Source organism: Streptomyces sp. NPDC051738, assembly GCF_044453205.1.
In the GTDB taxonomy this organism is placed as follows: domain Bacteria; phylum Actinomycetota; class Actinomycetes; order Streptomycetales; family Streptomycetaceae; genus Streptomyces.
The window spans coordinates 509313-533680 of the sequence record NZ_JBITCM010000001.1; the positions used below are offsets into that span (position 1 = coordinate 509313).

Annotated in this window: 26 protein-coding genes and 2 pseudogenes; 13 read left to right on the forward strand and 15 right to left on the reverse strand. The window is 71.1% G+C overall.

The features are described from left to right. Positions 1-19: 19 nt before the first annotated feature. Positions 20-260 (reverse strand): annotated as a pseudogene (locus tag ACIA8X_RS02240) (Na+/H+ antiporter NhaA); the annotation flags it as partial. Between the two features lie 65 nt (positions 261-325). Then, positions 326-1063, reverse strand: coding sequence for a flavodoxin family protein (locus ACIA8X_RS02245; protein ID WP_399457588.1), 738 nt, complete (start codon positions 1061-1063; stop codon positions 326-328). A 167-nt stretch (positions 1064-1230) separates the two neighbouring features. Here ACIA8X_RS02245 and ACIA8X_RS02250 point away from each other — a divergent pair, with 167 nt between their 5' ends. Next, positions 1231-2235 carry an NAD-dependent epimerase/dehydratase family protein gene (locus ACIA8X_RS02250; RefSeq protein WP_399457589.1) on the forward strand — a complete coding sequence of 335 codons (1005 nt, stop codon included), beginning with the start codon at positions 1231-1233 and terminating at the stop codon, positions 2233-2235. 21 nt (positions 2236-2256) lie between these two features. Here the strand turns inward: ACIA8X_RS02250 and ACIA8X_RS02255 are convergent, their stop codons facing one another. Further along, positions 2257-3375, reverse strand: a complete 1119-nt coding sequence (locus ACIA8X_RS02255; protein WP_393454638.1) for a sensor histidine kinase — start codon at positions 3373-3375, stop codon at positions 2257-2259. Positions 3376-3377: 2 nt separating this feature from the next. Beyond that, complete coding sequence (locus ACIA8X_RS02260) at positions 3378-4097, reverse strand: response regulator transcription factor (protein ID WP_393454635.1); 720 nt, start codon at positions 4095-4097, stop codon at positions 3378-3380. Positions 4098-4200: 103 nt separating this feature from the next. Here ACIA8X_RS02260 and ACIA8X_RS02265 point away from each other — a divergent pair, with 103 nt between their 5' ends. The 3 genes from ACIA8X_RS02265 to ACIA8X_RS02275 are packed head-to-tail and all read left to right on the forward strand — an operon-like array spanning position 4201 to position 6265. After that, positions 4201-4902 carry a glycosyltransferase family 2 protein gene (locus ACIA8X_RS02265; protein ID WP_399457590.1) on the forward strand — a complete coding sequence of 234 codons (702 nt, stop codon included), beginning with the start codon at positions 4201-4203 and terminating at the stop codon, positions 4900-4902. Continuing rightward, entirely contained in the window at positions 4899-5516 is a 618-nt protein-coding gene (locus ACIA8X_RS02270) for a DUF2064 domain-containing protein (protein ID WP_393454629.1), read from the forward strand. The genes ACIA8X_RS02265 and ACIA8X_RS02270 overlap by 4 nt, the downstream gene beginning before the upstream one ends. After that, the gene (locus ACIA8X_RS02275) at positions 5513-6265 is read left to right on the forward strand and encodes a class I SAM-dependent methyltransferase (protein ID WP_393454626.1); all 753 of its coding nucleotides are present in this window, start codon (positions 5513-5515) and stop codon (positions 6263-6265) included. The genes ACIA8X_RS02270 and ACIA8X_RS02275 overlap by 4 nt, the downstream gene beginning before the upstream one ends. Before the next feature lie 340 nt (positions 6266-6605). Here the strand turns inward: ACIA8X_RS02275 and ACIA8X_RS02280 are convergent, their stop codons facing one another. Continuing rightward, positions 6606-7829 carry a molybdopterin-dependent oxidoreductase gene (locus ACIA8X_RS02280; RefSeq protein ID WP_393454623.1) on the reverse strand — a complete coding sequence of 408 codons (1224 nt, stop codon included), beginning with the start codon at positions 7827-7829 and terminating at the stop codon, positions 6606-6608. A gap of 114 nt (positions 7830-7943) precedes the next feature. Between ACIA8X_RS02280 and ACIA8X_RS02285 the strand changes: the two genes are divergently transcribed. Beyond that, on the forward strand, positions 7944-9311 hold the full coding sequence (locus ACIA8X_RS02285; RefSeq protein ID WP_399457591.1) for a hypothetical protein: 1368 nt from the start codon (positions 7944-7946) through the stop codon (positions 9309-9311). Positions 9312-9632: 321 nt separating this feature from the next. Next, positions 9633-9917: a hypothetical protein gene (locus tag ACIA8X_RS02290; protein WP_393454617.1), complete on the forward strand. Its 285-nt coding sequence runs from the start codon at positions 9633-9635 to the stop codon at positions 9915-9917. 563 nt (positions 9918-10480) lie between these two features. On the opposite strand, the gene ACIA8X_RS02295 is transcribed toward ACIA8X_RS02290, so the two are convergent. The 3 genes from ACIA8X_RS02295 to ACIA8X_RS02305 all read right to left on the reverse strand — a co-directional run bounded on the left by ACIA8X_RS02295 (position 10481) and on the right by ACIA8X_RS02305 (position 12864). Beyond that, positions 10481-11158 (reverse strand): HAD family hydrolase, encoded by a 678-nt coding sequence (locus ACIA8X_RS02295; RefSeq protein WP_399457592.1) that lies wholly within the window; start codon positions 11156-11158, stop codon positions 10481-10483. A gap of 19 nt (positions 11159-11177) precedes the next feature. Continuing rightward, the gene (locus ACIA8X_RS02300; protein ID WP_399457593.1) at positions 11178-12143 is read right to left on the reverse strand and encodes an LLM class F420-dependent oxidoreductase; all 966 of its coding nucleotides are present in this window, start codon (positions 12141-12143) and stop codon (positions 11178-11180) included. Positions 12144-12513: 370 nt separating this feature from the next. Further along, the gene (locus ACIA8X_RS02305) at positions 12514-12864 is read right to left on the reverse strand and encodes a PRC-barrel domain containing protein (protein ID WP_393454609.1); all 351 of its coding nucleotides are present in this window, start codon (positions 12862-12864) and stop codon (positions 12514-12516) included. 174 nt (positions 12865-13038) lie between these two features. On the opposite strand from ACIA8X_RS02305, the gene ACIA8X_RS02310 reads away from it, so the two are divergent. Further along, on the forward strand, positions 13039-13206 hold the full coding sequence (locus ACIA8X_RS02310) for a hypothetical protein (RefSeq protein ID WP_399457594.1): 168 nt from the start codon (positions 13039-13041) through the stop codon (positions 13204-13206). Between the two features lie 65 nt (positions 13207-13271). Here the strand turns inward: ACIA8X_RS02310 and ACIA8X_RS02315 are convergent, their stop codons facing one another. Next, on the reverse strand, positions 13272-13829 hold the full coding sequence (locus ACIA8X_RS02315; protein ID WP_393454603.1) for a hypothetical protein: 558 nt from the start codon (positions 13827-13829) through the stop codon (positions 13272-13274). Positions 13830-13863: 34 nt separating this feature from the next. Beyond that, positions 13864-14316, reverse strand: coding sequence for a hypothetical protein (locus ACIA8X_RS02320; RefSeq protein WP_393454600.1), 453 nt, complete (start codon positions 14314-14316; stop codon positions 13864-13866). A 145-nt stretch (positions 14317-14461) separates the two neighbouring features. On the opposite strand from ACIA8X_RS02320, the gene ACIA8X_RS02325 reads away from it, so the two are divergent. Beyond that, positions 14462-15082 carry a DUF3558 family protein gene (locus tag ACIA8X_RS02325; protein ID WP_399457595.1) on the forward strand — a complete coding sequence of 207 codons (621 nt, stop codon included), beginning with the start codon at positions 14462-14464 and terminating at the stop codon, positions 15080-15082. 32 nt (positions 15083-15114) lie between these two features. On the opposite strand, the gene ACIA8X_RS02330 is transcribed toward ACIA8X_RS02325, so the two are convergent. Beyond that, positions 15115-15450 (reverse strand): hypothetical protein, encoded by a 336-nt coding sequence (locus tag ACIA8X_RS02330; protein ID WP_393454594.1) that lies wholly within the window; start codon positions 15448-15450, stop codon positions 15115-15117. On the opposite strand from ACIA8X_RS02330, the gene ACIA8X_RS02335 reads away from it, so the two are divergent. Beyond that, complete coding sequence (locus tag ACIA8X_RS02335; protein WP_393454591.1) at positions 15427-15735, forward strand: hypothetical protein; 309 nt, start codon at positions 15427-15429, stop codon at positions 15733-15735. The genes ACIA8X_RS02330 and ACIA8X_RS02335 overlap by 24 nt on opposite strands. A gap of 18 nt (positions 15736-15753) precedes the next feature. Here ACIA8X_RS02335 and ACIA8X_RS02340 read toward each other — a convergent pair whose 3' ends face one another. Beyond that, positions 15754-16137, reverse strand: coding sequence for a hypothetical protein (locus tag ACIA8X_RS02340; RefSeq protein WP_393454588.1), 384 nt, complete (start codon positions 16135-16137; stop codon positions 15754-15756). 24 nt (positions 16138-16161) lie between these two features. Between ACIA8X_RS02340 and ACIA8X_RS02345 the strand changes: the two genes are divergently transcribed. Both ACIA8X_RS02345 and ACIA8X_RS02350 read left to right on the forward strand, forming a co-directional pair. After that, positions 16162-16464 carry a hypothetical protein gene (locus tag ACIA8X_RS02345; protein ID WP_393454585.1) on the forward strand — a complete coding sequence of 101 codons (303 nt, stop codon included), beginning with the start codon at positions 16162-16164 and terminating at the stop codon, positions 16462-16464. 183 nt (positions 16465-16647) lie between these two features. Then, positions 16648-17445 (forward strand): hypothetical protein, encoded by a 798-nt coding sequence (locus tag ACIA8X_RS02350; protein WP_393454582.1) that lies wholly within the window; start codon positions 16648-16650, stop codon positions 17443-17445. Between the two features lie 49 nt (positions 17446-17494). Here ACIA8X_RS02350 and ACIA8X_RS02355 read toward each other — a convergent pair whose 3' ends face one another. Together ACIA8X_RS02355 and ACIA8X_RS02360 are read right to left on the reverse strand one after the other, a co-directional pair. Next, complete coding sequence (locus tag ACIA8X_RS02355; RefSeq protein WP_393454579.1) at positions 17495-19513, reverse strand: protein kinase; 2019 nt, start codon at positions 19511-19513, stop codon at positions 17495-17497. A gap of 134 nt (positions 19514-19647) precedes the next feature. Continuing rightward, positions 19648-19797 (reverse strand): annotated as a pseudogene (locus ACIA8X_RS02360) (LuxR C-terminal-related transcriptional regulator); the annotation flags it as partial. On the opposite strand from ACIA8X_RS02360, the gene ACIA8X_RS02365 reads away from it, so the two are divergent. Then, the gene (locus ACIA8X_RS02365; protein ID WP_393454788.1) at positions 19738-20562 is read left to right on the forward strand and encodes a hypothetical protein; all 825 of its coding nucleotides are present in this window, start codon (positions 19738-19740) and stop codon (positions 20560-20562) included. The pseudogene ACIA8X_RS02360 and the gene ACIA8X_RS02365 sit on opposite strands and share 60 nt — an antisense overlap. On the opposite strand, the gene ACIA8X_RS02370 is transcribed toward ACIA8X_RS02365, so the two are convergent. Next, on the reverse strand, positions 20528-20869 hold the full coding sequence (locus ACIA8X_RS02370; RefSeq protein WP_399457596.1) for a hypothetical protein: 342 nt from the start codon (positions 20867-20869) through the stop codon (positions 20528-20530). The genes ACIA8X_RS02365 and ACIA8X_RS02370 overlap by 35 nt on opposite strands. Before the next feature lie 125 nt (positions 20870-20994). Here ACIA8X_RS02370 and ACIA8X_RS02375 point away from each other — a divergent pair, with 125 nt between their 5' ends. After that, on the forward strand, positions 20995-24342 hold the full coding sequence (locus ACIA8X_RS02375; RefSeq protein ID WP_399457597.1) for a BTAD domain-containing putative transcriptional regulator: 3348 nt from the start codon (positions 20995-20997) through the stop codon (positions 24340-24342). The last annotated feature ends 26 nt before the right edge of the window (positions 24343-24368 follow it).

Here is a 24368-nt window from a genome sequence, read left to right on the forward strand (position 1 = left end):
GTGCGGCAGATCGCGCCGTCAGCTTCGCGAACGCTCCGGCCAGGGCCCAGTGGTCGAGGTCGGAGGTGAACGAAGACGGCGATGACCAGGATCGCGCCGAGGTCGTCGAAAGCGATGTCGGTGGCCATGGGTACTGCCCAGCCGTCCATGCTGCCCGCCCCGGCCGTGACGGTGACCGCGTACGGGGCGGCGGGTATCACCATGCCGCACAAGGCGGCGATGACCGGCAGCACTGCCGTGGCCGGTGAGGGCCGGCTACCCGTGCGGGTCCGCACAGCCTGCGCGGGACAGATGACGCAAGTCGTACGCCTCGGGCATGAGCGCCTCAGCGGTGTTCGGGGTTGGCCGCGTCGGCACGGCAGCCGGCGTCCCATGCCGAGCGCTGGTTGCCATGGGCCGGCACGCCACCCGAGCGCTTGAGCAGAGCGGCCAGGTGCAAGAGGTTCCAGGTCATGAAGGCGGTGTTGCGGTTGGTGAAGTCGTTCTGCGGGCCGCCCGAGTCCGGGTCGAGGTACGACGGTCCGGGGCCGGCCGCGCCGATCCAGCCGGCGTCGGCCTGGGGCGGGATCGTGTAGCCGAGGTGCTGGAGGCTGTAGAGGACGTTCATCGCGCAGTGCTTCACGCCGTCCTCGTTGCCGGTGATCAGACAGCCTCCGACGCGGCCGTAATAGGCGTACTGGCCCTGGGAGTTGAGCAGTGAGGAGCAGGCGTAGAGCCGCTCGATGACCTTCTTGGTGACGGAGCTGTTGTCGCCGAGCCAGATCGGGCCGGCCAGGACCAGGATGTCGGCGGCCATCACCTGCTCGTACAGCGCGGGCCACTCGTCGACCGCGAAGCCGTGCTCGGTCATGTCCGGATACACGCCGGGGGCGATGTCGTGGTCGACGGCCCGGATCTCGGATGTGGTGACCCCGCGCTCCATCATGACCGCCGCGCTCTTGTCGATCAGGCCCTGGGTGTGGCTGAGCTGCGGGGACGGCTTGAGCGTGCAGTTGATGAACAGGGCGGTGAGGTCGTCGAAGCGGTAGGAGTCGTGCGAGGAGGGGGCAGGCGACGTTGCCATGGGGGTCTCCCTGGGCGGCGATGAGGGGCGCGTACGGCAGCGTCTCGCGGGGGTGCCGTTTTGTCCCCTTCCGACGCGCCATCCGACGCGCCTTCGACGTCTTACGGAGTGATGACGTGCCGGGCCGGTCACGGGGCGCGGCACCGCCACGGACCTAGCGTGGCCGTATGCGTGTACTGGTCACCGGCGGTGCCGGGTTCATCGGGTCCCATGTCGTCGAGGCGCTCACGGCGCACGGGCACGAGCCGGTCGTGTACGACGTCCGGGCGGATCCCGCCGCCGATGTGCGGGACCCGGTGGCGGTCGCCCGCGCGCTGGCCGGTGTCGACGCCGTCTGCCACCAGGCGGCGATGGTCGGGCTCGGCAACGGGGTCGCCGACGCGGCGGAGTACGTCTCGCGCAACGACCTCGGCACCGCCGTGCTGCTCTCCGCGATGGCCGACGCCGGGGTACGGCGTCTCGTGCTGGCCGGGTCGATGGTCGTGTACGGGGAGGGACGGTACGAATGCCGGCGGCACGGGGTGGTGCGGCCGGGGCCGCGGACGGTCGCCGATCTGGACGCTGGGCGGTTCGAGCCGCCGTGTCCGGTGTGCGGGGAGGCGCTGGCTCCCGGGCTGGTCGGGGAGGACGCGCCGGTCGATCCGCGGAACGTGTACGCCACGACCAAGCTCGCGCAGGAACACCTGGCCGCCGCGTGGGCCCGGTCGACGGGCTGCTCGGCGGTGTCGCTGCGCTACCACAACGTGTACGGGCCCCGGATGCCCCGCGACACCCCGTACGCAGGGGTCGCCTCCTTCTTCCGGTCCGCACTCGCCCGGGGCGAGGCGCCGCGTGTCTTCGAGGACGGCCGTCAGCGGCGGGACTTCGTGCACGTGCGGGACGTGGCCGCCGCCAACGTGGCCGCGCTGGAGGGGGCCGGGGCGCCGAGCGGGGCGCTGACGGCGTACAACACGGGCAGCGGTGAGCCGCACACCGTGGGCGAGATGGCCCGTGCACTGGCCTCGGCGTGCGAGGGACCCGAGCCCGTCGTCACCGGCGAGTACCGGCTGGGGGACGTCCGGCACATCACCGCGGACTCCTCACGGCTGCGAGCCGAGTTCGGCTGGAAGCCGCAGGTCGGGTTCGCGGAGGGCATGGGGGAGTTCGCGCGTGCCGGGATGCGGCGGGCGTAGGACCGGTGGTGCTGCCCGTGTTCAGGAAGCGGCGGCGGGCAGCACCACCTCGAAGCGGCAGCCGCCCGGGATGTTGCGTACGGTGGCCCGCCCGTGGTGGGCCTCCACGATCCCGCGGACGATGGCCAGCCCCAGCCCCGCGCCCGCCGGTGGGGTCCGGGCGTGCGTGCCGCGCCAGCCGGTGTCGAAGACCCGGGGCAGGTCCTCCTCGGGGATGCCGCCGCAGCCGTCCGTCACGGACACGACCACACCGTCGGGCGAGCGCTCGGCGGCCACCGCGACCGTGCCGTCGGCGGGGGTGCGGCGGATGGCGTTGACCAGGAGGTTGCCCAGGACGCGGCTCATCTCCTTGCCGTCGACCTCGACCGGGACGGCGGCGGCATCCACGTCAACGCCGACCAGTCGTACACCGTGCTCGCGGGCGAGCGGGTCCGCGCCCGCGAGGGCGTCGCCGATCAGGTCGTACAGGGAGATCCTGGCGGGGTTCAGGGGCAGGGTTCCGGCGTGGATGCGGGAGAGTTCGAAGAGGTCGCCGACCATGCCGTTGAGGCGTTCGACCTCGGTGCGGATCTGCCTCAGGTAGCGGTCGGGGTCGGCGGCGACTCCGTCCTCCAGCGCCTCGGACATGGCGCGCAGGCCGGCCAGCGGGGTGCGCAGGTCGTGGGAGATCCAGGCGACCAGTTCGCGTCGGGAAGTCTCCAACGCGCGTTCACGGTCGCGGGATTCGGCGAGCTTCGCGCTGGTGGCCGCCAGCTCCCGGCTGAGCGACTCCAGTTCGGCGGTGGCCGGGCCGTCGGGAGCGGAGAAGTCGCCGCCGTCGCCGAACGAGCGGGCGGCGAGGGCGAGTTCGCGGCTGCGGGCGACGACCCAGCGGCCCAGCAGCAGCGCGGTCGCGAGAGAGACCACGGCCGCCATCGCCACCACGGTCGTCACCACGGTGAGGTCGTGCGGCGACAGGAACATCGCCCAGGCGACGGCGAGCGTGCCCGCGAGCATGGCGACCACTCCGACCGCCGCGACCACGGTGAGCGACGCGGTGAGCGAGCGGCGGCGCAGCAGGCGCAGCGCACCGGCTCCGGCCAGGCCGGTGGCGGCGGCGCCGACGAAGGCGTACAGGGCGATGAGGAGGGTGTCGCGCACGGTCAGTCCTCCTCCCCGCCGTCGGGTTCGAAGCGGTAGCCCACGCCCCACACCGTCTGGATCAGCCGCGGCCGGGCCGGGTCGTCCTCGACCTTGCCGCGCAGCCGGCGGACGTGAACGGTGACCGTGGACAGGTCGCCGAAGTCCCAGCCCCACACCTCGCGCATCAGGTCCTCGCGGCCGTACGCCCGTCCCTGATTGCGCAGGAAGAAGGCGAGAAGGTCGAACTCCCGGAGGGTGAGGGCGAGTTCGGTGCCGCTCTTGGTGGCGCGGCGGGCGGCCGGGTCGACGGTCAGGCCGGCCGCGCTCAGCACCCGCGTACCCGCTTCGGGCCGTGCGCGGCGCAGCACCGACTCCACTCTGAGGACGAGTTCGCGGGGGCTGAACGGCTTGGTGACGTAGTCGTCGGCGCCGACCTCCAGGCCGAGGATGCGGTCGTCCTCGTCGCCGCGCGCGGTGAGCATGATGACGGGCACGGGGCCGTGGCCGCGCATCCGGCGGCAGACCTCCAGGCCGTCCATGCCGGGCAGCATCAGGTCCAGCACCACCAGGTCCGGCCAGTGGGCGGCGGCCCGGGTCAGGGCCGCCGGACCGTCGTCGGCCCGGTCGACGACATATCCGGCCCGGTCCAGGTAACCGGCGACGACCTCCGCGACCGTGGGGTCGTCGTCGACCACCAGGATCCGCCCGGCCTGCCCTGTGACCTCGTACGGCTGCTGCATGCCTCAAGCTTCGCACCGCACGGCACCCGAAGACCCCCACAGCCTTCGACGTCCCTTTTTCGTAAGGAGCCGGAGTCCCATATGTCCCGTTCAGATTCGTAGGGTGAAAGCCGTGACCACCGACACGAACACCGTGGATGTCGTGCTCCCCTGCCTCGACGAGGCCGAGGCCCTCCCCTGGGTCCTGGCCCGCATCCCAGCAGGCTGGCGGGCCATCGTCGTCGACAACGGCTCCTCCGACGGCTCCGCGGACATCGCCCGCGCACTCGGCGCGACCGTCGTGCACGAGCCCCGCCGGGGTTTCGGCGCCGCCTGCCACGCCGGGATCAGCGCGGCGACCGCCGACGTCGTCTGTTTCTGTGACTGCGACGCCTCCCTCGACCCGGCACTGCTCGCGCCCTTCGTGCGGGAAGTGCGTGAGGGCGCCGCCGACCTCGTCCTCGGGCGAAGGCGGCCGAGCGGTCGCGGCGCGTGGCCCGCGCACGCCCGCGCCGGCAACCTCGCGCTCAGCCTGCTGCTGCGCCGCCGCACCGGTCTGCGCCTGCACGACCTCGGCCCCCTGCGCGCCGCCCGCCGAGAGCCCCTGCTCGCCCTCGGCCTCACCGACCGGCGCAGCGGCTACCCGCTCCAGATGGTGGTCCGCGCCGCCGACGCGGGCTGGCGCATCACCGAGCACGACGTCCCCTACCTGCCCCGCACCGGCGCCTCCAAGGTGACGGGCACCTGGCGCGGCACCTGGCAGGCGGTGCGGGACATGAGCCGCGTGCTGAACGAAGCACCCGTACGCGAGAGGACGGCCCGGTGACCACCCTCCTCGTCATCGCCAAGGAACCTGTGCCGGGCCGGGTCAAGACCCGGCTCACCCCGCCGTTCACGCCACCGGAAGCTGCGGCACTCGCGGAAGCCGCGCTCGCCGACACCCTGCTGGCCGTGGCCGCCACGCCCGCCGCCCGCCGCGTCCTCGTGCTTGACGGCGCTCCCGGTCCCTGGCTTCCGCCCGGCTTCGACGTCGTACGGCAGTGCGCGGGCGGTCTCGACGAACGGCTCGCGGCCGCCTTCGCCGGGTGCGACGGCCCCGCCCTGCTGATCGGCATGGACACCCCGCAGGTGACGCCTCAGCTGCTCACCGTCGACTTCGCGGACTGCGACGCGTACTTCGGTCCGGCCGAGGACGGTGGCTTCTGGGCCCTCGGGCTGGCGGAGCCCGATCCCGCCCTGCTCCGGGGCGTGCCCATGTCGACGCCGGTCACCGGCGCCGTACAACGGGAGCGGCTGGTGCGCGCGGGGCTGCGCGTGCGGGACCTGCCGCGGTTGCGGGACGTCGACACGGCCGCCGACGCCCACGCCGTCGCCGCACTCGCCCCGCGCGGGAAGTTCGCGGCACGGCTGGCCCGGTGCCGGGCGGTGACGCGCCCATGACCACGACGCCTTCCGCCTGGGCCGTCGCCGACCCGTACGCCACCGCCCTGCGCGCCGGCCGGGGCCCACTGTTCCTGCGCCGCGCCGACGGCTGGCTGCTGCCGCTCGACGTCGAACGTTGGTGCGCCCATGCCGACCGGGTCGACCTGGACGTACTGGACCGGTGCGAGGGCGCCGTGCTGGACGTCGGCTGCGGACCCGGGCGGCTGGTCGCGGAACTCGCCGCCCGCGGCAGGACCGCCCTCGGCATCGACGTCAGCGAGACCGCCGTCCACCACGCCGTACGGCTCGGGGGCCAGGCACTGCGGCGCTCCGTCTTCGACTCCCTGCCCGGCGAGGGCCGCTGGGGCACCGTCCTGCTCATGGACGGCAACGTCGGCATCGGCGGAGATCCACGGGCCCTGCTGGACCGGGTGGCCGGACTCCTCTCCCCCGGCGGCCTGCTGATCGCCGAGACCGCTCCGGTGGACATCGACGAGCGTGTCGAGGTGCAGGTCGTCGACGTCATCCACAGCTGTGGATCGGACGGCGCGTTCCCCTGGGCGCGGCTCGGTACCCCGGCCCTGCTGCGGCATGCACGCAGGGCGGGGTGGAGGGCTGTCGGTCAGTGGACGGCCGGCGGGCGCTGCTTCGTCGCCCTGCGCAGCCGCAGCGCCAGGAGCAGCGCCGAGGCGCCGAAGAGCACGGCGGTGATCAGCAGCCAGCGGGCCAGGAAGCCCTCCGGAGACAGTCCGGTGCCCAGGCGGTAACGCCGGTCCACCATCCCGCCGATCAGCGGGAACCACACCAACAGGAGCAGGCCGGACAACGCTGCCGGGACACGGACGTACATCACCCACTCCCTGCGTCCGACCGCACCGAGCCCCCGTACGACGGACCGGTCCGCCACCGCGTACAGCGGCAGCAGGACGAGGTCGTGCAGCAGCGCCGCCCCCACGAACCACACCGCCACCCCGAACCAGTCGTCGGCGAGGAGGCGGACGCCCGCGTAGCCGACGAGGGCGAACGAGGCGGCGAGCAGCAGAAGTTGGAACGGGCTGCCGACAGGGATCGGCGATCGGAGCGTCAGTCGAGGCATCGGTCGGGGCATCAGAGGTCTCCGAACGTCATACGGGCCACCCACTTGGTGTTCAGCACGCCGGGCGCCGCGGGCACGATGATCCGCGCCGGGAAGCCGTGGTCGGGGGAGAGCTCCTCGCCGTTGACGTACAGGGCGAGCAGGGAGCGCGGGTCGGCGACCTGGTTGGCCCGCAGGGCGGCACGGCGGAAGGCGCCGCGCCGCTGGAGGGACTCGACGAGCACGTCCGGCGGATCGTCGTCGTACCCGACGAGCGCGGCGAGGTCGCGCAGCCGCACGCCGCGCCACCACTGGTCGGACGTCGACCAGCCCTCGACGCAGGCGATGGGCAACGCCGCGCTGTGCAGGGGAAGCCGGGCCAGCTGGGCGCGGCTCAGGCGGACGGTGCCGGTGCGTCCGGTCACGACGAGGCGCCACGCGTCCTCGGTCGTCTCGGCCGTATCGATTCCGGCGTACCGGGCCGTCTTGTTGATCTGGAAGCCGTTCGGGCCGCTGCCCGGGTCGGCTCCCCCGTGCGGGGCCAGCAGGGCGGTGCGCCGCAGCAGCCCGTCGAAGCTCTGCCCGACCGTGGTCGCGAACAGCAGCAGCGAGCCGCCCCCGACGAACCACAGGGCACCACGCCGGGAGACGGTCGGCGGATCCGGGCGCGGGGACACCAGGTCGTCCTTCTCCTCCCGCAGGTGCCGCAGATTGCGCAGCGCCATGGGCGCCTTCAGGACGGCGTGTGCGACGAACGCGGCGAAGAACACCCACGCCCCGTAGAAGTGCAGGGTGTAGAAGGACCCCGGGAAGATGTAGTCCAGCTGGATGTTGAGCACGCCCGTCACGAACTCGAACAGCGCGCCTCCGACCAGCAACAGCAGCGAGATCCGCTCAAGGGCGTGCGCGAGCGAGCGGGCCGGCGGCAGGGCGAACAGCCTCGGGATCACCGACCACAGCTTGGCCAGCAGCACCGGGATCAGGGTGACGCCGAGCGTGACGTGAACACCCTGGTTCAGCCGGTACAGCCAGTGCGGATCCGTCGGCCAGGAGAACAGGTAGAAGCCGAGGATCCCCTTGTCCGGGGTCTTGTCGTTCACCGGAGCCAGGTTCGGGTTGTAGGCGGCGTAGGACACCAGCCCCGTCACGAACAGCACCGTGATCCCGCCGAGCAGGACGACGCCCAGCACCGATGTCAGCCACGGGCCGCGCAGGGGGCTGCGCCAGAAACCCGGCGAGGAAGGAGACCGTGTCATGGCTCGACCGTAGGTCCGACACACCCCCGCAACGGCTCCGCGACCCATGACGAAACGCTGACGTCCGGCCCGGACGGAGGTACTTCACCCCATCACCCGGCCTAGCGTGCGGATGTGACCCGCCCCCTCCTCCGCGATCTGTACGCCGCCCTGGCCGCCGCCCTCCTCGTCACGGCGGCCGTACTGGTCGGACGGCACATCCAGCACGCCCACCACACCCTGTTCGTCAACTGGCCACCGCTGCTGGCCACTTGGGCCCCACACGTCGGCCCCGGCACCCCGGCCGCCGTCCTCGTGGCGGCGGCCGTGGTGGCATACGGCCCGGTCCTCGCCGCCCGGCTGCCCTGGCGGGCCCTGCTCGCGACGGCCTGGGCGACGGCAACGGCCTGGATCGCCTCCCTCGCCCTGATCGACGGCTGGCAGCGGGGCATCGCGGGCCGGCTCACCACCCCCCACGAGTACCTCCAGGTCATCGACCGCTTCGACGACATCCCGGCCGCCCTGCGGGACTTCACCCACCACATCCTTCTGGAGTCTCCGGACAACTGGCCGGCCCATGTCGCCGGGCACCCCCCGGCGGCGACGCTCACCTTCGTCCTCCTCGACCGGATCGGCCTGAGGGGCGGCGGCTGGGCCGGGGTGTGGTGCATCGCCGTCGGCGCGACGGCATGCGTGGCCGTGCTGGTCGCGGTACGGGCACTGGCCGGTGAGAGCCTCGCGCGACGAGCGGCGCCCTTCCTGGTCCTGGCCCCGGCCGCGGTGTGGATGGGCACCTCGGCCGACGCGTACTTCGCGGCGGTCGCGGCGTGGGCCGTGGCGCTGCTGGCACTCGCGGTCACCGGAAGGTCGTCGATGGGGGTCCCCCCGCTCGGTCGAAGCCGAGAGTGGGGGAGGGCGGTAGCGGCCGGACTCCTCTTCGGGCTCACCTGCTACCTCTCGTACGGCCTCACCCTCGTCGCCCTCATCGGCGCGGCGGTGCTTGTGCTCGGCCGACGGCACGTCCGGGAGCGGCCCATGCTGCTCGCGGCGCTGCTCGCCGGTCTGGCCGTCGTGCCGACCGCCTTCACCCTTGCCGGGTTCGACTGGTGGGAGGCGTACCGGCTTCTGGTCACGCGCTACCACCAGGGCGTGGGCGGCATCCGCCCCTACGGCTACTGGGTGTGGGCGAACCTCGCCTGCGCGGTCCTGATCACGGGCCTGGCGACGGCACCGGGGCTACGGCGGACGGGCGCCGTGCTGCTCCGGCGACGCACCGAACCCCCTGGCCACATCCGCCTCGCCCTTCTCGTGTCCGCCGCCCTCCTCGCTCTCCTGGCGGCCGACCTGTCCGGCATGAGCAAGGCCGAGACGGAACGCATCTGGCTCCCCTTCGCGGTGTGGCTGCTGCCGGCCTGCGCGTTCCTCACCCGACCCCGCGCCTGGCTGGCCGCTCAGGCGGTACTCGCGCTGCTGCTCAACCATCTGCTGCGCACCGGGTGGTGACACCCAAGAGGCAGCGCGGAATCAGGCACAGCATCGGGGCGAACCTGGTGATCGTCGCCGTCACGGCTCAGCGCAGGTCTCCAACTGGCCACCGAGGCATGGAGATCTCGGCCCTCGACTCGGCCGGCAGCGTGCTGCACTTCCTGCGCCGTGCCGGGCCGCCCTCCGCGGTGATCAAGCCCAGTTCGTGCAGTCGGAACAAGTTGTGTCGAAGCTACGGTCGAGTGCCGCCGGCCCGTTCAGCCGCGCGGTCGCGGTGAGCACGCCCAGGGCGGTTCCCGTCGGGATGCGATGTGGTTCCCCTCGTTGGATGGTGGAGTCATGAACCATCACCACCACCAGTCCCAACGGACAATGGAGATCGACACCCGTCTCGTCACAACCGGTGCCGTGCTCACCGCGGTCGGTGCCGTGGTGGCGTGCGCCGGCATGACCATCGCGGCCTTCGCCGTGGTCTCCGCAGGTCGGCGCATGGTCCGTGACATGGACGTGCCCCCGGCCCAGCAGGCGGCCATGAAGTGGCAGCAGGCAAAGGAAGCGTCCCGTGCGGGCCTGCAGGCGTGGCAGTCCGCGTCGCACGCCCAGAACGGGTCACCCGCCCGCTAGGTCGGCCAAAGCCACTCCGCCCACCGGGTCCCTGGCCCGGTGCGGGTGGAGCGATGCTCTTTACCGGGGGACTACCTGGAGTAGTCAACAACTACGTGGAGTAGCGGGGCTACGCCACCGCGAAATCAGAGACCCGGGCCTTTTTGCTGCCCGCCGTGATCAGTCGTCGCATGCCAGATTCGTGCCAGAAGGCTCGTCGGGCTTCGTCCGGGCGCCGGCCTCCCGAGTGGCCCGAGCGGCCCGAGCCCTCCGGACCGTGGCGTCCAGCCAGGCGGCGGCCTCCTCCTGCTGCTCGTCGTAGAACCGGAAGCCCGGATGCGCAGGGTGTCGAGGTCGACATCCCAGCGGCGAGGCCGGCCGGCTCTTCCGGCCGCATCGGGGCGTACGCGCCGAGGTGGGCCATCGGGCGCCGCCACATCCCCACGGCGTCGGCCTGGGCGATGCGTCGCTCAGCCGCCTTCTTCACCGGTCCCGCGGACCAGACCAGAGCGACAAGGTGCGCCCACCCCCAGGACGACTCCGTACTCAACCGCCGGCCGACCTCGTCCCTCCGCGGTCGTCGTTCACTCCCTGTCGGCGAAGACGCTGGAGTCCAGGTGTCCCAACAGGTCGGCGGGGTCCCGGTACACCGCGTGGGCACCGGCCTTCTCCAGGTCCGCGCGCGGGATCCCGCCGGACAGCACCGCTACCGGGACGACTCCGTCCCGTACGGCGGCCTTCATGTCCCAGACGGTGTCGCCGACGAACACGGCTCGTTCGCCCGGTACGCCGGTGAGTTCCCTGGCCTGTCGGACCGGGTCGGGGGCGGGTTTGCCGTCGGCGACGTCGTCCGCGCTGGCCGCTCCGAGGATGACGTCGTCCGCGTCGATGGCTCGCCGTAGCGCGGAGAGTTCCGCGCCGCTCGCCGAGGTCGCCAGTACGATCTCCCAGCCCCGCCCGGCCAGTGCGCGCAGCAGGTCGCCCGCCGCGTCCAGCGCCGGCAGTCGTTCGAAGAACGTGGCGTAGAGGGCGTGGTGGGCTGCGGCGAGTTGTTCGTCCTCATCGGGATCGCGGTCGTTGCCATCGCCGAGCAGGTGGTCCAGCAGGTCGCCGCCGCTGAGGCCCACGGCCCGGTGGATGTCGCGCATCGGGACGTGGCGGCCCGCCTGTCTGAACGCCTCCCACCAGGTGACGACGTGCAGGTGGTTGGTGTCGACCAGCGTTCCGTCGACGTCGAAGATCGCGGCGCGCTTCGTGGTCATCGCGGGTGTCCTCGCCCTCTCACAGTTCTCGGAGGGCGGGCAGCAGCTTCTGTTCGGCCCATTCCAGGTACGGCTCCTGGTGATCGCCGCCGATCTGGACGAGCGCGACCTCGGTGAACCCCGCGTCGACGTAGGGACGTACGGCCTCGACGACCGCCTCCACAGCGTCGCCGCAGGGAATGGACTCGGCCACGTCCTCGGGCCGTACGAACTGTGTCGCACCCGCGAACGCGGCCGGTCCGGGGAGTTCCGAGTTGACCGGCCAGCCGCCGCCGAACCAGCGGAACTGGTCGTGGGCGCGGGCGATCGCCGCGTCGCGGTCGGTGTCGTAGCAGATCGGCAGCTGGCCGACCTTGGGCTTGCCCGTGCCGCCGTGGCGGTCGAACGCGGCGGTCAGTTCCGGCCGGGGCTCGGTGGCGATCAGCAAGTCGGCCAGGTGACCTGCGAGTTCGCACGAGCGGTCGCCGGAGACGGCGACACCGATCGGCGGGGGCGCGTCGGGCAGATCCCACAACGTGGCGTTCTCGACGTCGAAGTGCACACCGTGGTGGTTGACGTTCTTCCCCGCGAAGAGCGAGCGGATGATCTCCACCGCCTCCTCCAGCATCCCGAGCCGGACGTGCGCGGCGGGCCAGCCTCCGCCCACCACATGCTCGTTGAGGTTCTCGCCGGAACCGAGTCCCAGACGGAACCGCCCCTGGGAGAGGAGTTGCATGGTGGCCGCCTTCTGGGCGACGACCGCCGGGTGGTAGCGGGTCGTCGGGCACGTCACGTACGTCATCAGGGGAATGCGTTCGGTGGCCTGCGCGGCGGCACCGAGCACGCTCCACGCGTAGGAGGCGTGGCCCTGGGACTCCAGCCAGGGGAAGTAGTGGTCGGACGTGACCGAGAAGTCGAAGCCGGCGCGCTCGGCGCCGACGACATGTCCCACCAGCTCCCGCGGACCGGCCTGCTCGGTCATCATCGTGTACCCGATCTGCACCATGCCGCTCATCTCCTCGTGGGTTACCTACGTGCGTACGGCCTTCCGCCTCGTCACCGCCTCGTCCCGCGGTGGAGGTCTACCTCCTGCTGGTGAGAGACACGGTGGCCATCAGGCTCACTCTCCCTGCGTACGACGGAACATGGATGAGCCCTGGTGACGGTCACGGGGCGTCCCTTACAGCGTCGCCCGTCTCGGCTCCCACGGCGCGCGGAGCGTCAGCCGGGAGGTTCGTCGGGGACGGGGCCGGGGGCTTCCGGACGGCGCTCGCGCACGGCTTTCTCGCTTCCTCGGGGCTGGTACTGCCCGGCCGCAGCGAAAGCGGGCACCGGCACAACGCCGGCGCCCGCCCCTGTGTGCTGCGGAATGACGGTCAGGCTCGGAGGTCTCCGTAATAGCCGCCGACCTGCTCGTGGTAGCCGGGGTCACCGACGTGCTTGTCCTTGTCGAACTCGGGGGAGTTCTTGATCTCGTCCTTGGTACGGCCGACGTGGATCGTCCGCCCCGCGATGTCGATGGACGAGATGACACCCGCAGGGAGCAGAACCTGCTTGCCGAAGATCCACACTCCGGTGTCGACGACGATGTACGCGGCTCCGACGTCCTCGGAGTGCTTGTCGACCTTGCCGATCGAGCCGTCGCTCGCCTCGACCTTGAAGCCGGTCAGGTCCGTCCCCGTCTGGTGACCCGACTCGGCCGGGTAACCCCATATGTTGTCCGTCATGCAAATCCTCCCCTTGTAGCGCCCTTGTAGCGCGTTGAATACCGAGGAGGCCCGTCCGGAATTTTCGGTGGGCGCCCCTCGACAGGCCGGGTGCCCACCGTTTTCCGTCCCACACCACTTTTAATTTCGACTATGCGCCACGTGACGTCTTCAGGCGCCGCCAAATATCACGGCATGGAGAAGTACAAGAATCAACACAACCATGTCGATTCGCCTTTCCGAAAAGCCGTAGTGCCCGAGTGCCCGAGTGGCCGGCGTGGTACTTCGTCGAGCGGAACTTCGACGGGCCGCTTCGGCTCGCTGTCGGCCAATGCCGTTCTGGCGCTCAAGCCGGCCGGGTGATCGACGCCGCTTGACGGCACACGGAGGCGAAAACTCTTCCAACCGGCCCCGACCGCTCAAGGTCGCTACTCGACGTCCTTCACCGAGGTCGGCCCCAACTGCTTGGCGCTGGCGTATTCCGGCATCGTCATGGGCTTGTCGAACAGGAAGAACGACTGGTTCGTGCCGACTGTGAACTCCATGTACGCGCCCGTGGTGGCGTCGAAACCGTAGTAGGCGTTGCAGGTGGAACCCGACGAGTACGTGCCGTCCATGCCGGGCTGCGCGAGGACCGCGACGCCGTTGGAGGAGGACTCCACCCGCTCCGTCGGAGTGAGCATTTTGCAGCGCGGCACCGGCAGGCCCTTCATGATGAAGTACCCGTACTCGCCCTTGGCGTTCTGGATGTAGACGTACGAGAGTTTGCCCCGCTTCCCCCACGTCTTGACCCACTGATTGATCGCCTCGCGGGTCGGCGAGTACTCCATGCGGCCCGCCGGCTGCCGGGCCACGAGGTAGTCGTAGTTCTCCTGCTTGGCCTTGTTCTCCTTGTCCTGACTGGAGTCGTCGGTGCAGGACGTCAGGGCAAGGCCCACAGCGAGCGCGACGACGGTGGCCTGGGCCATGCGTGCGAAGTTCTTCATGCGGTGCTGCCCTCTTCCCGGGATGAGATGGGGATCAGTTGGTGCACGTCGTGCGCTCGGCGCCGGCATCCAGCCGGTACGGCAGATCCTTGTCGCGGAAGGGTGCGCGGTGCTCCTGGGCGGCCTTGGAGTTGTAGGCGTTGACCGACTCGATCCGCGTGGCCTTCAGCGCGGTGATCGACTGGTCGATCTGCGTCGTACGGGTCTCCGAAGCGGCCTTCCGCTCCTCCTGGAGCGCCTGGATCGTCCCTTCGGCGTTCTGCACGGCTTCGCACAGATCGAAGAACTCCTCGTACGTGGTCTGACGGAACTCGCCCGAGCCGACGGTGTTCTCGCGCTTGTCCGCCTCACCGCGGAACGGGGCGGTGATCCACCCCGCGCCGCCGAAGGCGAACACCCCGATCACGTACAACACCGCCAGGCCGATGACCCCGCTGACGGCCCAAGCCCCTAGCCGTGCCCCCTCGCGTACCTGGGCCATGACCATCCCCCTTCACAGGAGCCTTCAGCACGCGCGGCACTTGACTCCCCTTGAGGCCGGTCGTGGGTGCCGCATGCGGCTGCTGTCGTCGGCCGATGCTAGGGACGAGCATCCGGGACCGGTCCCGGTACGGCGCCGCTACCGTGCCGATATGCCGCGATTCGATCTTGATCAGCGTCCCCGGGGCGGGCGCTCCCGCCGAAAAGCCGGACTTGTGCTCGTACTTGCGGTGAGCCTGCCCAGCGCCGGGTGTTCGAGCGGGCAAGGCGCGCCGCAGCCATCGTCCTCCTCCCATCCAGCGCCCTCGGCCTCCTCCCCGTCCTCCGCCTCCCCCTCCTCCTCGTCCTCCGCCTCCGCCTCACAGCAGCCGAGCAAATACACCCAGGCGCAGCTGGCGGCGCGGCCCTGCCTCGCCCTCGACGGGCGCGACCTCGCCGCCCTCGAAATCAGCGGCCGGGGGAAACAGGAGTCCGGCAAGCACGGGCCCACGTGCCACTGGAAGTTGGCAGGCCAGAACGTCAGCCTCGCACTGGACCTACCCCTGTCCTACGCGAAGACCATGACCAAGAACGGGCGCGTCACGCAGGTGCCGGTGGGGCAGCACCAGGCCATCCAGGCCGAGTTTCAGAGGATCTGCTTCATCTTCGTCGCGGTGCACGATGTCGATCGCTTGATCGGCACCACGACCATTCCGGAACCCGGGGTATCGCAGGATGCAACGTGCCCCGCAGGGGCGTCCGTCGCGGCCGCTGCCCTGACCCATATTCGATGAGTCGTGAGCGGGCCCGCCCTGCAACGGACCGCTCATCGGTCCGATCGCGCGGTGCGTGCCGCCGGGCGGTGGCGGAAGGCCGGGCGGGTCAGCAGCCAGGCCCAGGTGGCCGCCAGCAGCGGCCGGATGTGTTCGGCGGCGCAGTGGGTGGCGCCCGGCACGATCCATACCTTGGTGTTCGGGAGGGCGGCCAGGCGGGTGGTGTCGCCGCGCGGGATGAACTGGTCGTGCGCGCCGTTCGCGGCGAGCAGGGGTACGTCGTTGTCCGCGGCAGGGTCCAGCAGTCCCTGTCGCCGCAGCGTCGGCCAGTACGGCGTCGGTTCGCGGCGCCTCCGGGAGGGCTGGTGCAGACCCTGGCCGACCTGCACCTGGCCCGCCCCCGGATGCACCGGCTGCTGTACGACCAGGCCCCGCGCCCGGCGGAGGCCGCCGCCCAACTGCGCGAGGTTCAACGCGGCATCGCCGCCGAGGTCGAGTTCCACCTACGCCGACTGGGAGTGGGCGGCCCCGACACGGGCCTCACGGCGATCCTTCTGGTGCAGGGCGTGGAAGCGCAGCTGCACGGGGCACTGCTCGAACCGCAGCCGGGGCGCACGGTCGAGGAAGTGACGCAGACCGTGGAGGCGTTGTGTCTGAAGGCCCTCACACCATGACGCTCCTTGCGCAGCCCGTCACAGGCGTTCCTCAAGTCGGGCTCGCAAATCCGTGTAGTCGTGATCGGGGAAGAGCCGGGGCAGGACGTCGAGCATTTCCGTGAGCGCGTCCCCGCAAGGGAAGAACCCCTCACCGCAGAGCTCCGGCTCGCAGTACAGGTACTGCCAGCCGATCACGCCCTTGGTGACGAGCAACGTCTCCAAATAGGCCGGGTAGTCCAGCTCCATGGGCATCGCGCCCTGGCGCATGTCGAAGAACCAGACCTCGGGATCGGTCGTGCCCGGGGTCGCGCGCAGCAGGGCCATGCGGCCGCTGCCGGTCTGGGGTGTGTCGTCGAAGATCCGCAGCTCGCTGTACAGGGCGCGCTCCGAGTCGTCCTCGCCCTTCCAGATCTTGTCCATGCGATTGCTGAGAGCGCTCGTGATGTGGTGGAGCTTGAACTCGCCCACGAGCCCCGTATCAGGGCGCCGGGACCGCCAGGCCGCCTCGATCGCACCGTAGCGGAAAAAGCACTCCCGAACCCGCGGGCTGAACGGCAGGCCATCATCCTCGGCGAGGTCCTCGAAGACGTGCTCGGCGACGTCCAAGAGATGGACGATCTCGTCGAATTGCGCCAGGTGAACCTCGAACTCTGCGGTTTGTCCGATCTGTTGAAGGATATTGGCGCAGCGCGCCTCGAAGGGGTACCGGAATTCGTCGTCACCGAAGTCAGTCATGCCACATCCTAGGAGTTGTCCAGGTAGGGAAGTTGGCCCGAGTTGGCCCTCAGTCGATGTCTCCACCAACCCAAGGAGAAGGCCAGGTTAAGCAATGGGGCGGTTCGGCAATGTTGCACAACCCCCCACACTCCCCCTCTGTCTGACGCAGGTGAAGTCACCACCCAATTCATCAAGCGTGGGGGAAACCACACCATGCGCATACGCGCCACCGTCGCCACCGCCATCGCCGCTGCCCTCAGCGCCGCCCTGGCCGTCACCGCTCTCGCCGCTCCGGCCGCCGGGGCCGAGCAGGACGACACGCCCACAGAGATCAGGGACATCGAGGTCAACCAGAACCGCGACTACACCGTTGTCGTCGAGGCCGCACGGAAGGTCAAGTTCCCGATCTCCGCGATGTTCCACGACTCGTCGGGCATCCAGAGCGTGTCGTTCGAGCTGCAGCACGGAGCGACCGAGGCGGAAGTCGACGGGCGCATCGCGCAGGTCGGTTCCAGCCACTGCGTGAAGGTCGACGAGTACTGGTCCAAGTGCGAGGCCGTCATGTACGCCGACCCGTACACGAACCTCAAGAGCAACGCCCTCGCCGGTGCCTGGGGCATCAACTTCAAGGCCGTCGACGGCGAGGGCAACGTCACCCGCGAGGAATACCTGCCCCTGGCACGCATCAAGCGCAAGACCCACCTGTCGCTGGCCAACGCCACCCCGGAGCCGGTGAAGAAGGGCAAGGACGTCACGGTCAAGGCGCGGATGATCGTCGCCAGCTGGGAGAAGCACAAGGACGTGCCCCTCATCGGGCACCAGGTGCTGCTCCAGTTCCGCAAGGGCACGAGCGGCGCCTGGACCACGCTGAAGAAGGTCAAGACCGACCGCAACGGCTGGGCCACGGCCACCGTGAAGGCGACGGTGGACGGCCAGTACCGCTACGACTTCGCGGGTACGTCCCTCACCCAGGCCAGGTCCGGACTGGCCGACTTCGTCGATGTGAGGTGAGCCCGGAGCGGGGGTTCCCCGCTCGGTCACGTCACCTCTCCGGCTGTCGCTACTCCGGCTGTCGCTTCGCGATGTTCCGTACGACGTCTTCCGCCAACTCCTCGGCGGCGCCGCACAGTTGCCCGGTCGGCCATGGGGCGTACACGGTCAGTTGGAAGAGTTCCGTGATGCGGTCGCCGGTCGAGGCCGTGTAGGTGCGGTGCGGGGTCCGTACGGTGCAGCTGTCGGGCTCCGCCTCGTCCGCGATGACGTAGCTCTTCGTGCCGGCGACGTTCACCGGCGTTCCGTCGTCGGCGTCCAGCGAGTCGTCCCGGCTGAACTGGATCTCCACCTCGCGGTGACCGTCGTCGCTCGACCAGTCGCAGTCCCAGGAGCCGAAGCCGCGGTCCCGGTTGTCCACCTGGACGCCGGGAAGCCGCTTGAGTTCGGTGGCGTCGAGCAGCGTGCAGGTGTCGAGGCGGGCCAGGGAGTTCGGCGCCGGTGAGGACGAACGCCGAGGGACCGGGCCCCCGGCCAGCACGCCGACCACGTGATCGGTCGCGGAGTCGGCCATCTGGCAGGGGTCGGGCGCCAGTTCGGCGAGCTGCTTACCGATGACGCGGATCTGCTTGCCGTCGGTGGTCAGGACGGCCCGTTCGCAGGTCCTCCCGTCGCGCTTGAGCGTCACGACCGTGAGGCCGTCGACCAGGCGGGCGGACCCGATGTCGTCGAAGTCGTCCTGGTCCGAGTCGAGGTTGACCTGGATGTCCGCGTTGTCGTCACCGCTGTTGTTGCGCAGCACCACGTCACACCGGTCGATCTCCCCGTGGTCGGGGTCCAGTGCGGTGTCGCCGAAGCGGCTCAGCGAGGCGGCGTCGAGCAGCCCGCAGGGGTCCGCCGTACGCTCGTCGCCGATGGCGCCGGCCTGCCTCGTGGCCGAGGACTTCGCGTCGGTCGCGTCGGTCGTGCCCGTCGCGCCGGTACGGCCGCCCTTGGCGCCCTCGTCTCCCCCGTCCTTCGAGGCCCACGGGCCGAAGAGAACGAGCCCGGCCGTGAGCGCGCCCGCCGCGGCCAGCGCCGCCCCCGTGATCACCAAGGGGTGGCGGCGTCGGCGTACGGGCCGTGGCGAATGAAGCATGAAGGGCGTCGAGTCCTGCGGACGGCGGACGAGTCTCAGCAACCGGGGCGGCGTTCGGGAACTGAGGGCCCGCATACGGCTGTCGTGCGACTGCTCCTCGCGGGACTGCTTCTCGTGTAGCTGCTCCTGTATGTGCGGGGGCGGAGGTGCCGCGCGCGTCAGCAGCTTCTGCGCCCTGGCGGCGTCGGGCCGGCTCCGGGGCTCCACCTCCAGCAGGGCGGTGAGCGGGCCCTCCAGCGGACCGGCCCGCAGCATCGGCTCGATGTGTCCCCCGACGGCCCGGGCCAGGTACGCCATGAGGTGTTCGGCCTCCCCGTACGGCGACCGGCCCTCGACCGCCGAGAACAGGGAGGCGCCCAGGGAGAACACGTCGGACTTCTCGCTCGCGGGCTGCCCCTTGGCCAACTCCGGTGCCAGATACCGGGGTTTGCCGGGCACACCGCCCGTCGCGCTCTGTGTGACGTCACTCCACAGGGCCCGCGAGATCCCGAAGTCGGTCAGCCTCGCGACACCGTCGTCGGTGACGAGGATGTTCTCCGGCGTCACATCGCCGTGCACCACGCCCTCGCGGTGGGACTTCGCCAACGCGGCCGCGATCTGGCAGCCGATCGACCCGGCCTCCTCGGGCGTGAGCGGGCCGCTCTCCGTCACGATCTGCGCCAGGCTGCGCGAGGGGACGTACTCCATGACGATCCAGCAGCCGGTGCCCTCCTCGACGAAGTCGAAGACGCCCACGATGTTCGGGTGGTGCAGCCGTCCGGCGTTGCGCGCCTCGCCCATGAGCCGTCGCGTGGCCCGTTCGTCGGCCAGGCGCGCGCATTTGACCGCGACCCGCCGGTCGAGCCGCTCGTCCCAGGCCAGCCAGACGACGCCCATCCCGCCTGTCCCGATGGGCTCCTGCAAGAGATACCGGTCGGCGATCCTGTCCCCGGCCTCCGGCGTCACCAGCACCGCCCACCCCTCGCCTCACCCGCCCGCCCCGCCGCGCCGCGCCGCGCCGCGCTGCCGACGGTCCCGCCAGGCGACGGAGTGTACTCAGCCCGCCCAACGACCGGGCACTGGCGGACCGCTCCGCTCGTCGCCGGTCACGAGCGGAGGTACGTGAGGACGGCGAGGACGCGGCGGTGTCCCTGGCCGTCGAGGTGCAGTTCCAGTTTCTGGAGGATGCTGCTGACGTGCTTGTTCACCGCCGCTTCGGTGACGTACAGCTCCCGGGCGATGGCGGCGTTGGCGCGACGACGTTCTCCCGTGCGCACCCCCGCTGGTTCACCGCCGGCGGCCACGGTGTCGTCACCACCGCAGACGACCTCTCCCAGTGGCTGATCGCCCAGAACAACCAGGGCGTGTCCGCCGACGGGCGCCGCATCGCCACCGCACGCACCATCCGGCTCACACACACCCCGCCAAAGGTGCCGGGCGACACGGACTACGCGATGGGCTGGACGCGGTACCGGCACGACGACGGGACCGAGGAGATCCAGCACACCGGCCTGATCTCCGGAGACGACGCCGCCCAGATCTCGATGGGCCTCGTCGAGCTCGCACGGGGCAAGAGCCCCGAGGTGGCCGAGCCCTTCTCGATGACGGCGGACTGGGTCCTGGCCGCGCTGACCCTGCTGGCGGCGGGTCTCGGCATCCGCGGCGTCCTGCGGGCGGGTCGATGGGCGCGGCACACCGCCCGGCGACCCTGGTGGCGTACGGCCCTTCGGTTGCTGCCCCAGGCGCTCCCGGTTCCCTTCCTCACCCAACTCGCCTCGCTGCTGGGCCTGTTGATGAACCGCTCCGGAACCCTGGCGCAGACGACGTACGCCTGGCCTGCCCTGGTCGTCTGCGCGGCGGCCGGTGGCCTCGCCTCCACCTCGGTCGTCACCGCCCGGGCCGTCGCCCTGTTCCGCCACCGCCGACGCGCCCGGAACGGGGCCGGGGGCGACGAGCGCGTCGAACCCCTCGGCAGCATCGCTCGCTTCAGCCCGCGTCCGAGGACGCCAAGCCCACGGTGATGTGTCCTGCCCGGCGATCCGCGCGGAGCACGGCGCGGGCCGTCCCGAGGATCTCCTCGTCCATCTCCATGCCGGCGGCGAGGACCTGCAGCAGCCGGGTCCGCCACACGTCGGGGTCCGTCTTGTACGCGTCCAGCACCCGTACGCCGTAGGCGCCCCGTACCCCGTCGCCGCCACCGGCGAGCCGCCTGCGGACGGCCTCTCTCAGTGCGGTGTGGAGGTCGTGGACGACTCCACGGGAGGTGCCGGTGAGGTCGGTCGCCGCTCCTGTGGCCAACGCGGTGGCCACCAACTCCACTTCGGTCATGCGGGCCCCCTTTGGGCTGTGCGGATTGTGCGGGTTGTGCGATGCCGTGTCCCTCACCGTGGCCGGGCGTGCTGCAATGCCGATGAACTTTCAATGATGCGGATGGCGCGGATGGCGCGGACGACGTGGGAAGCGGAGGCTTCGGGGTGTACGGGGGATCTCCTCAGCAGCTTCGGATCGAGGTGCTCGGGCCGTTGCGGGCCTGGCGGGGCGGGACGCCACTGGAGCTGGGGCCCGCCAAGAGGCTGGCCGTGCTGGCCGCGCTGCTGCTGCGCCAAGGAGCCGTGGTGAGTCATGAGCGGCTGCTCGACGCGGTGTGGGGGCAGGAGCCGCCCGCGGGCGGTCGCAAAGTGCTGCCCACGCATGTCAACTCGCTGCGCAGAGTGCTCGATCCGGACGGCACCCCGCCCGCGGAGTCGGTGATCCGCAGCGGCAAGGGCTGGTACCGCTTCGCCGTCGAGGGCGTCCTGCTCGACACGGCGGATCTGCGGGAGCGGGGCGGCCAGGCGATGCGGACCGTCGCGTCCGGCGATCTGGCCACCGCGGCCGATCAGCTCTCCGCGGCCGTCGAGTTGTTCCGGGGCGAGCCGCTGGCCGGCCTGCCGGGACCGTTCGCGCAGGAGGAGAGGCGGCGATGGGAGGAGCGTCGGCGAACGCTCCGGCTGGAGTGGCTCAAGTGCCTGCTTCTGCTGGGCCGTTACGGGGATGCCCTCGACGACCTCGGTGGGGTGCCGGCCTCCTCGACGGCCGACCGCTACGACGAGTCGGTGGCGGCTCTGCGGATTCGGGCCCTGTACGGCTGCGGCCGTCAGGCGGAGGCACTGAACGCCTTCGAGGACATGCGCGTACGCCTGCGGGACGAGCTCGGCGCCGACCCCGGTGAGGAACTGCGCGCGGTCCACAAAGCGGTGCTGCACCAGGAGGACGCCTTCCTGCTGCGTTCGCCGGCGTCGTCCGGGCCGCGCGAGAGCGCCGTGCCCGCCGAACTCCCCCATGACGCGGCAGGATTCGCCGGCCGCACCGGCGAACTCGCCCGGCTCCACGCCCTGCTCCCGCCCGAGCAGGAGCAGAATCACGGCGCGGCGAACACCGTCGTCATCTCCGCCATCGGCGGCGCCGCCGGCATCGGCAAGACCGCGCTCGCCGTGCACTGGGCGCATCGGGTGCGTGACCGGTTCCCGGACGGCCAGCTGTACGTCAACCTGCACGGCTTCGACCACGACCGGCAGCCCCTCGAACCCGGCGAGGCACTCGAACTGCTGCTGCGCAGCCTGGGGCTCGCGGCATCGGAGATCCCCCCGCACCACGAGGCCCAGGGCCGCGTGTTCCGGACTTTGCTGGCCGGCCGGCGCATGCTCGTCCTGCTGGACAACGCCGCCTCCGCGGAGCAGGTGCGTCCGCTGCTGCCGTCCGGCCCGACCTGCTGCGTCGTGGTGACCAGCCGCAACCGGCTCGGCGACCTCGTCGTCCGCGACGGTGCGCACGCCCTCCCGCTGGACCTCCTCCAGCCGGACGAGGCCCGTGCCCTGCTCGGCCGGGCACTCGGCGCGGACCGGGTCGTCGCCGACGAGAGCGCGGTCGACGAGCTGATCGGCCTGTGCGGCGCCCTTCCGCTGGCTCTGCGCGTGGCCGCCGCCCGGCTGGCGGGCGACCCGGGCCTGCGGACGGCCGACCTGGTCGCCGAGATGACCGAGGGAAACAGGCTGGAGGCGCTTGAGTCGGACGGATCGTACGGTTCGGACGGTGGCGCCAACTCGCCTTTGCGTACGGCGTTTTCGGTGTCGTACGGCGTCTTGGCGCCCGGCGCGCGCAGGCTGTTTCGCCTGCTCGGCCTGTTCCCCGGAGCGGATTTCACCGCCGAGGCGGCGGCGGCCTTGCTGGACGCGCCACTGCCGCGGGCCCGCCGACTGCTCGGCGCCCTGTCCACGGCGCATCTGATCGAACCCGCGATGGCGGGCCGTTACCGCTTCCACGATCTCCTCCGCGAGTACGCGCAGGAACGGGCGCTGGCGGAGGAGACCGCCTCGGACCGGGACGCCGCACTGGAACGGCTGCTGATCTGGTACCTGGACGCGACGCGTGCCGCCGCGGGGACCGGACTCTTCCCTGAACTGCCCGGCGGCCTCCGCCCCGGCGAGGGCCCGGGCCTACCGTCGACCGCCGAACCCGAACAGTGGCTGGACGCGGAACGGGCGAATCTGCTGGCCGTCATCCACCATGCCGGCCGCCACGGTCCCCGCCCCGTCGCCTGGTACCTGACCTCCGCACTGTTCAGTCAGTTCTGGATCCATCTGTCGCGCAAGACGTGGCAGACCACCGCACAGACGGCTCTGGACGCCGCCGAGGCCGAGGGCGACCTGTACGGCCAGTCGGCGATGCACTCTTGCCTGGCGGCGGCACGGTGGGACCGGGGGCATGTCCGGCAGGCGATGGAGCACGCCGCACACGCACTGGACATCAGCCGGGAACTCGGCTGGGCGGCGGGCGAGGCGTCGGGTCTCGGCCTCAGAGGCTTCACGCGGTGGAGCATGGCGCGCCTCGAAGCAGCGCACGACGATTTCAGCCTCGGCCTGCGCATCTTCCGGGAGGCCGGGCATCGCTACTTCGTGGGGTTCGGGATGGTCGGCCTCGGTATGGCCTGCCGGGATCTGGGCCGGCTGCACGAGGCCGCCGACCACCTCGAACGCGCCGTCGGCCTGGAGGCAGAGGTCAGCTGGTGGGACGCCGGCTCGTCCCTGCAGGCTCTGGGCGCGGTCTACTGGGAGCTCGGCCGTCTCACCGAGGGGCTCGACCTCCTCGGCGCGGAGGTGGCCTCCGACAAAAGGGCCGGTTACCGCAACGGCCACGCGATGATGCTCGACGCCATGGCGAAGATCAACCTCGAACTCGGCTGCCACGAAGAGGGGTTGGAGCAGGCCGAGCGATCCTTCGCCATGGTCAGGGACACGAAGCGGTACTGGGTCCAGTCCGGCATCCTCAATACCGTCGCCGCGGCCCACCGAAAACTGGCCCGTCCGGACCTGGCCCTGCGGAGCGACGAGCGGGCTCTCGCCCTGGCTCGCGAGGCACGATTCAAACGCGCCGAAGCGGACAGCCTCGTCAGCCTCTCGCTCACTTACAAGGAAGTAGGCCGCCACGACGAGGCCCGCAGCCACGCCGAACAGGCACTGGCCCTCGCCCGCGAAAGCTCCTTCCGCGTCGTGGAAGGTCAGGCCCTGACCGCCCTGACCGCCCTGCGCTCGACAGCGGAGTCCGAGTCGGCCCATGCCACGGCCGTCTCCCTCGGCCGACAGGCCCTCGCCCTGCACCGCGAGACCGGCCACCGCCTCGGCGAGGCCCGCACCCTCCTGGCACTCGCCGACGCCCACCGGAAGACCGACGGCGCCGCCGCGGCGCTGATGAGGCAGCAGGCATGGGACATCTTCACGGACGTGGGCGTGCCCGAGCAGGAGTACCGGGATCTCTGCCGGTGACTCGTCACCCACGTCCCGCACTCCTG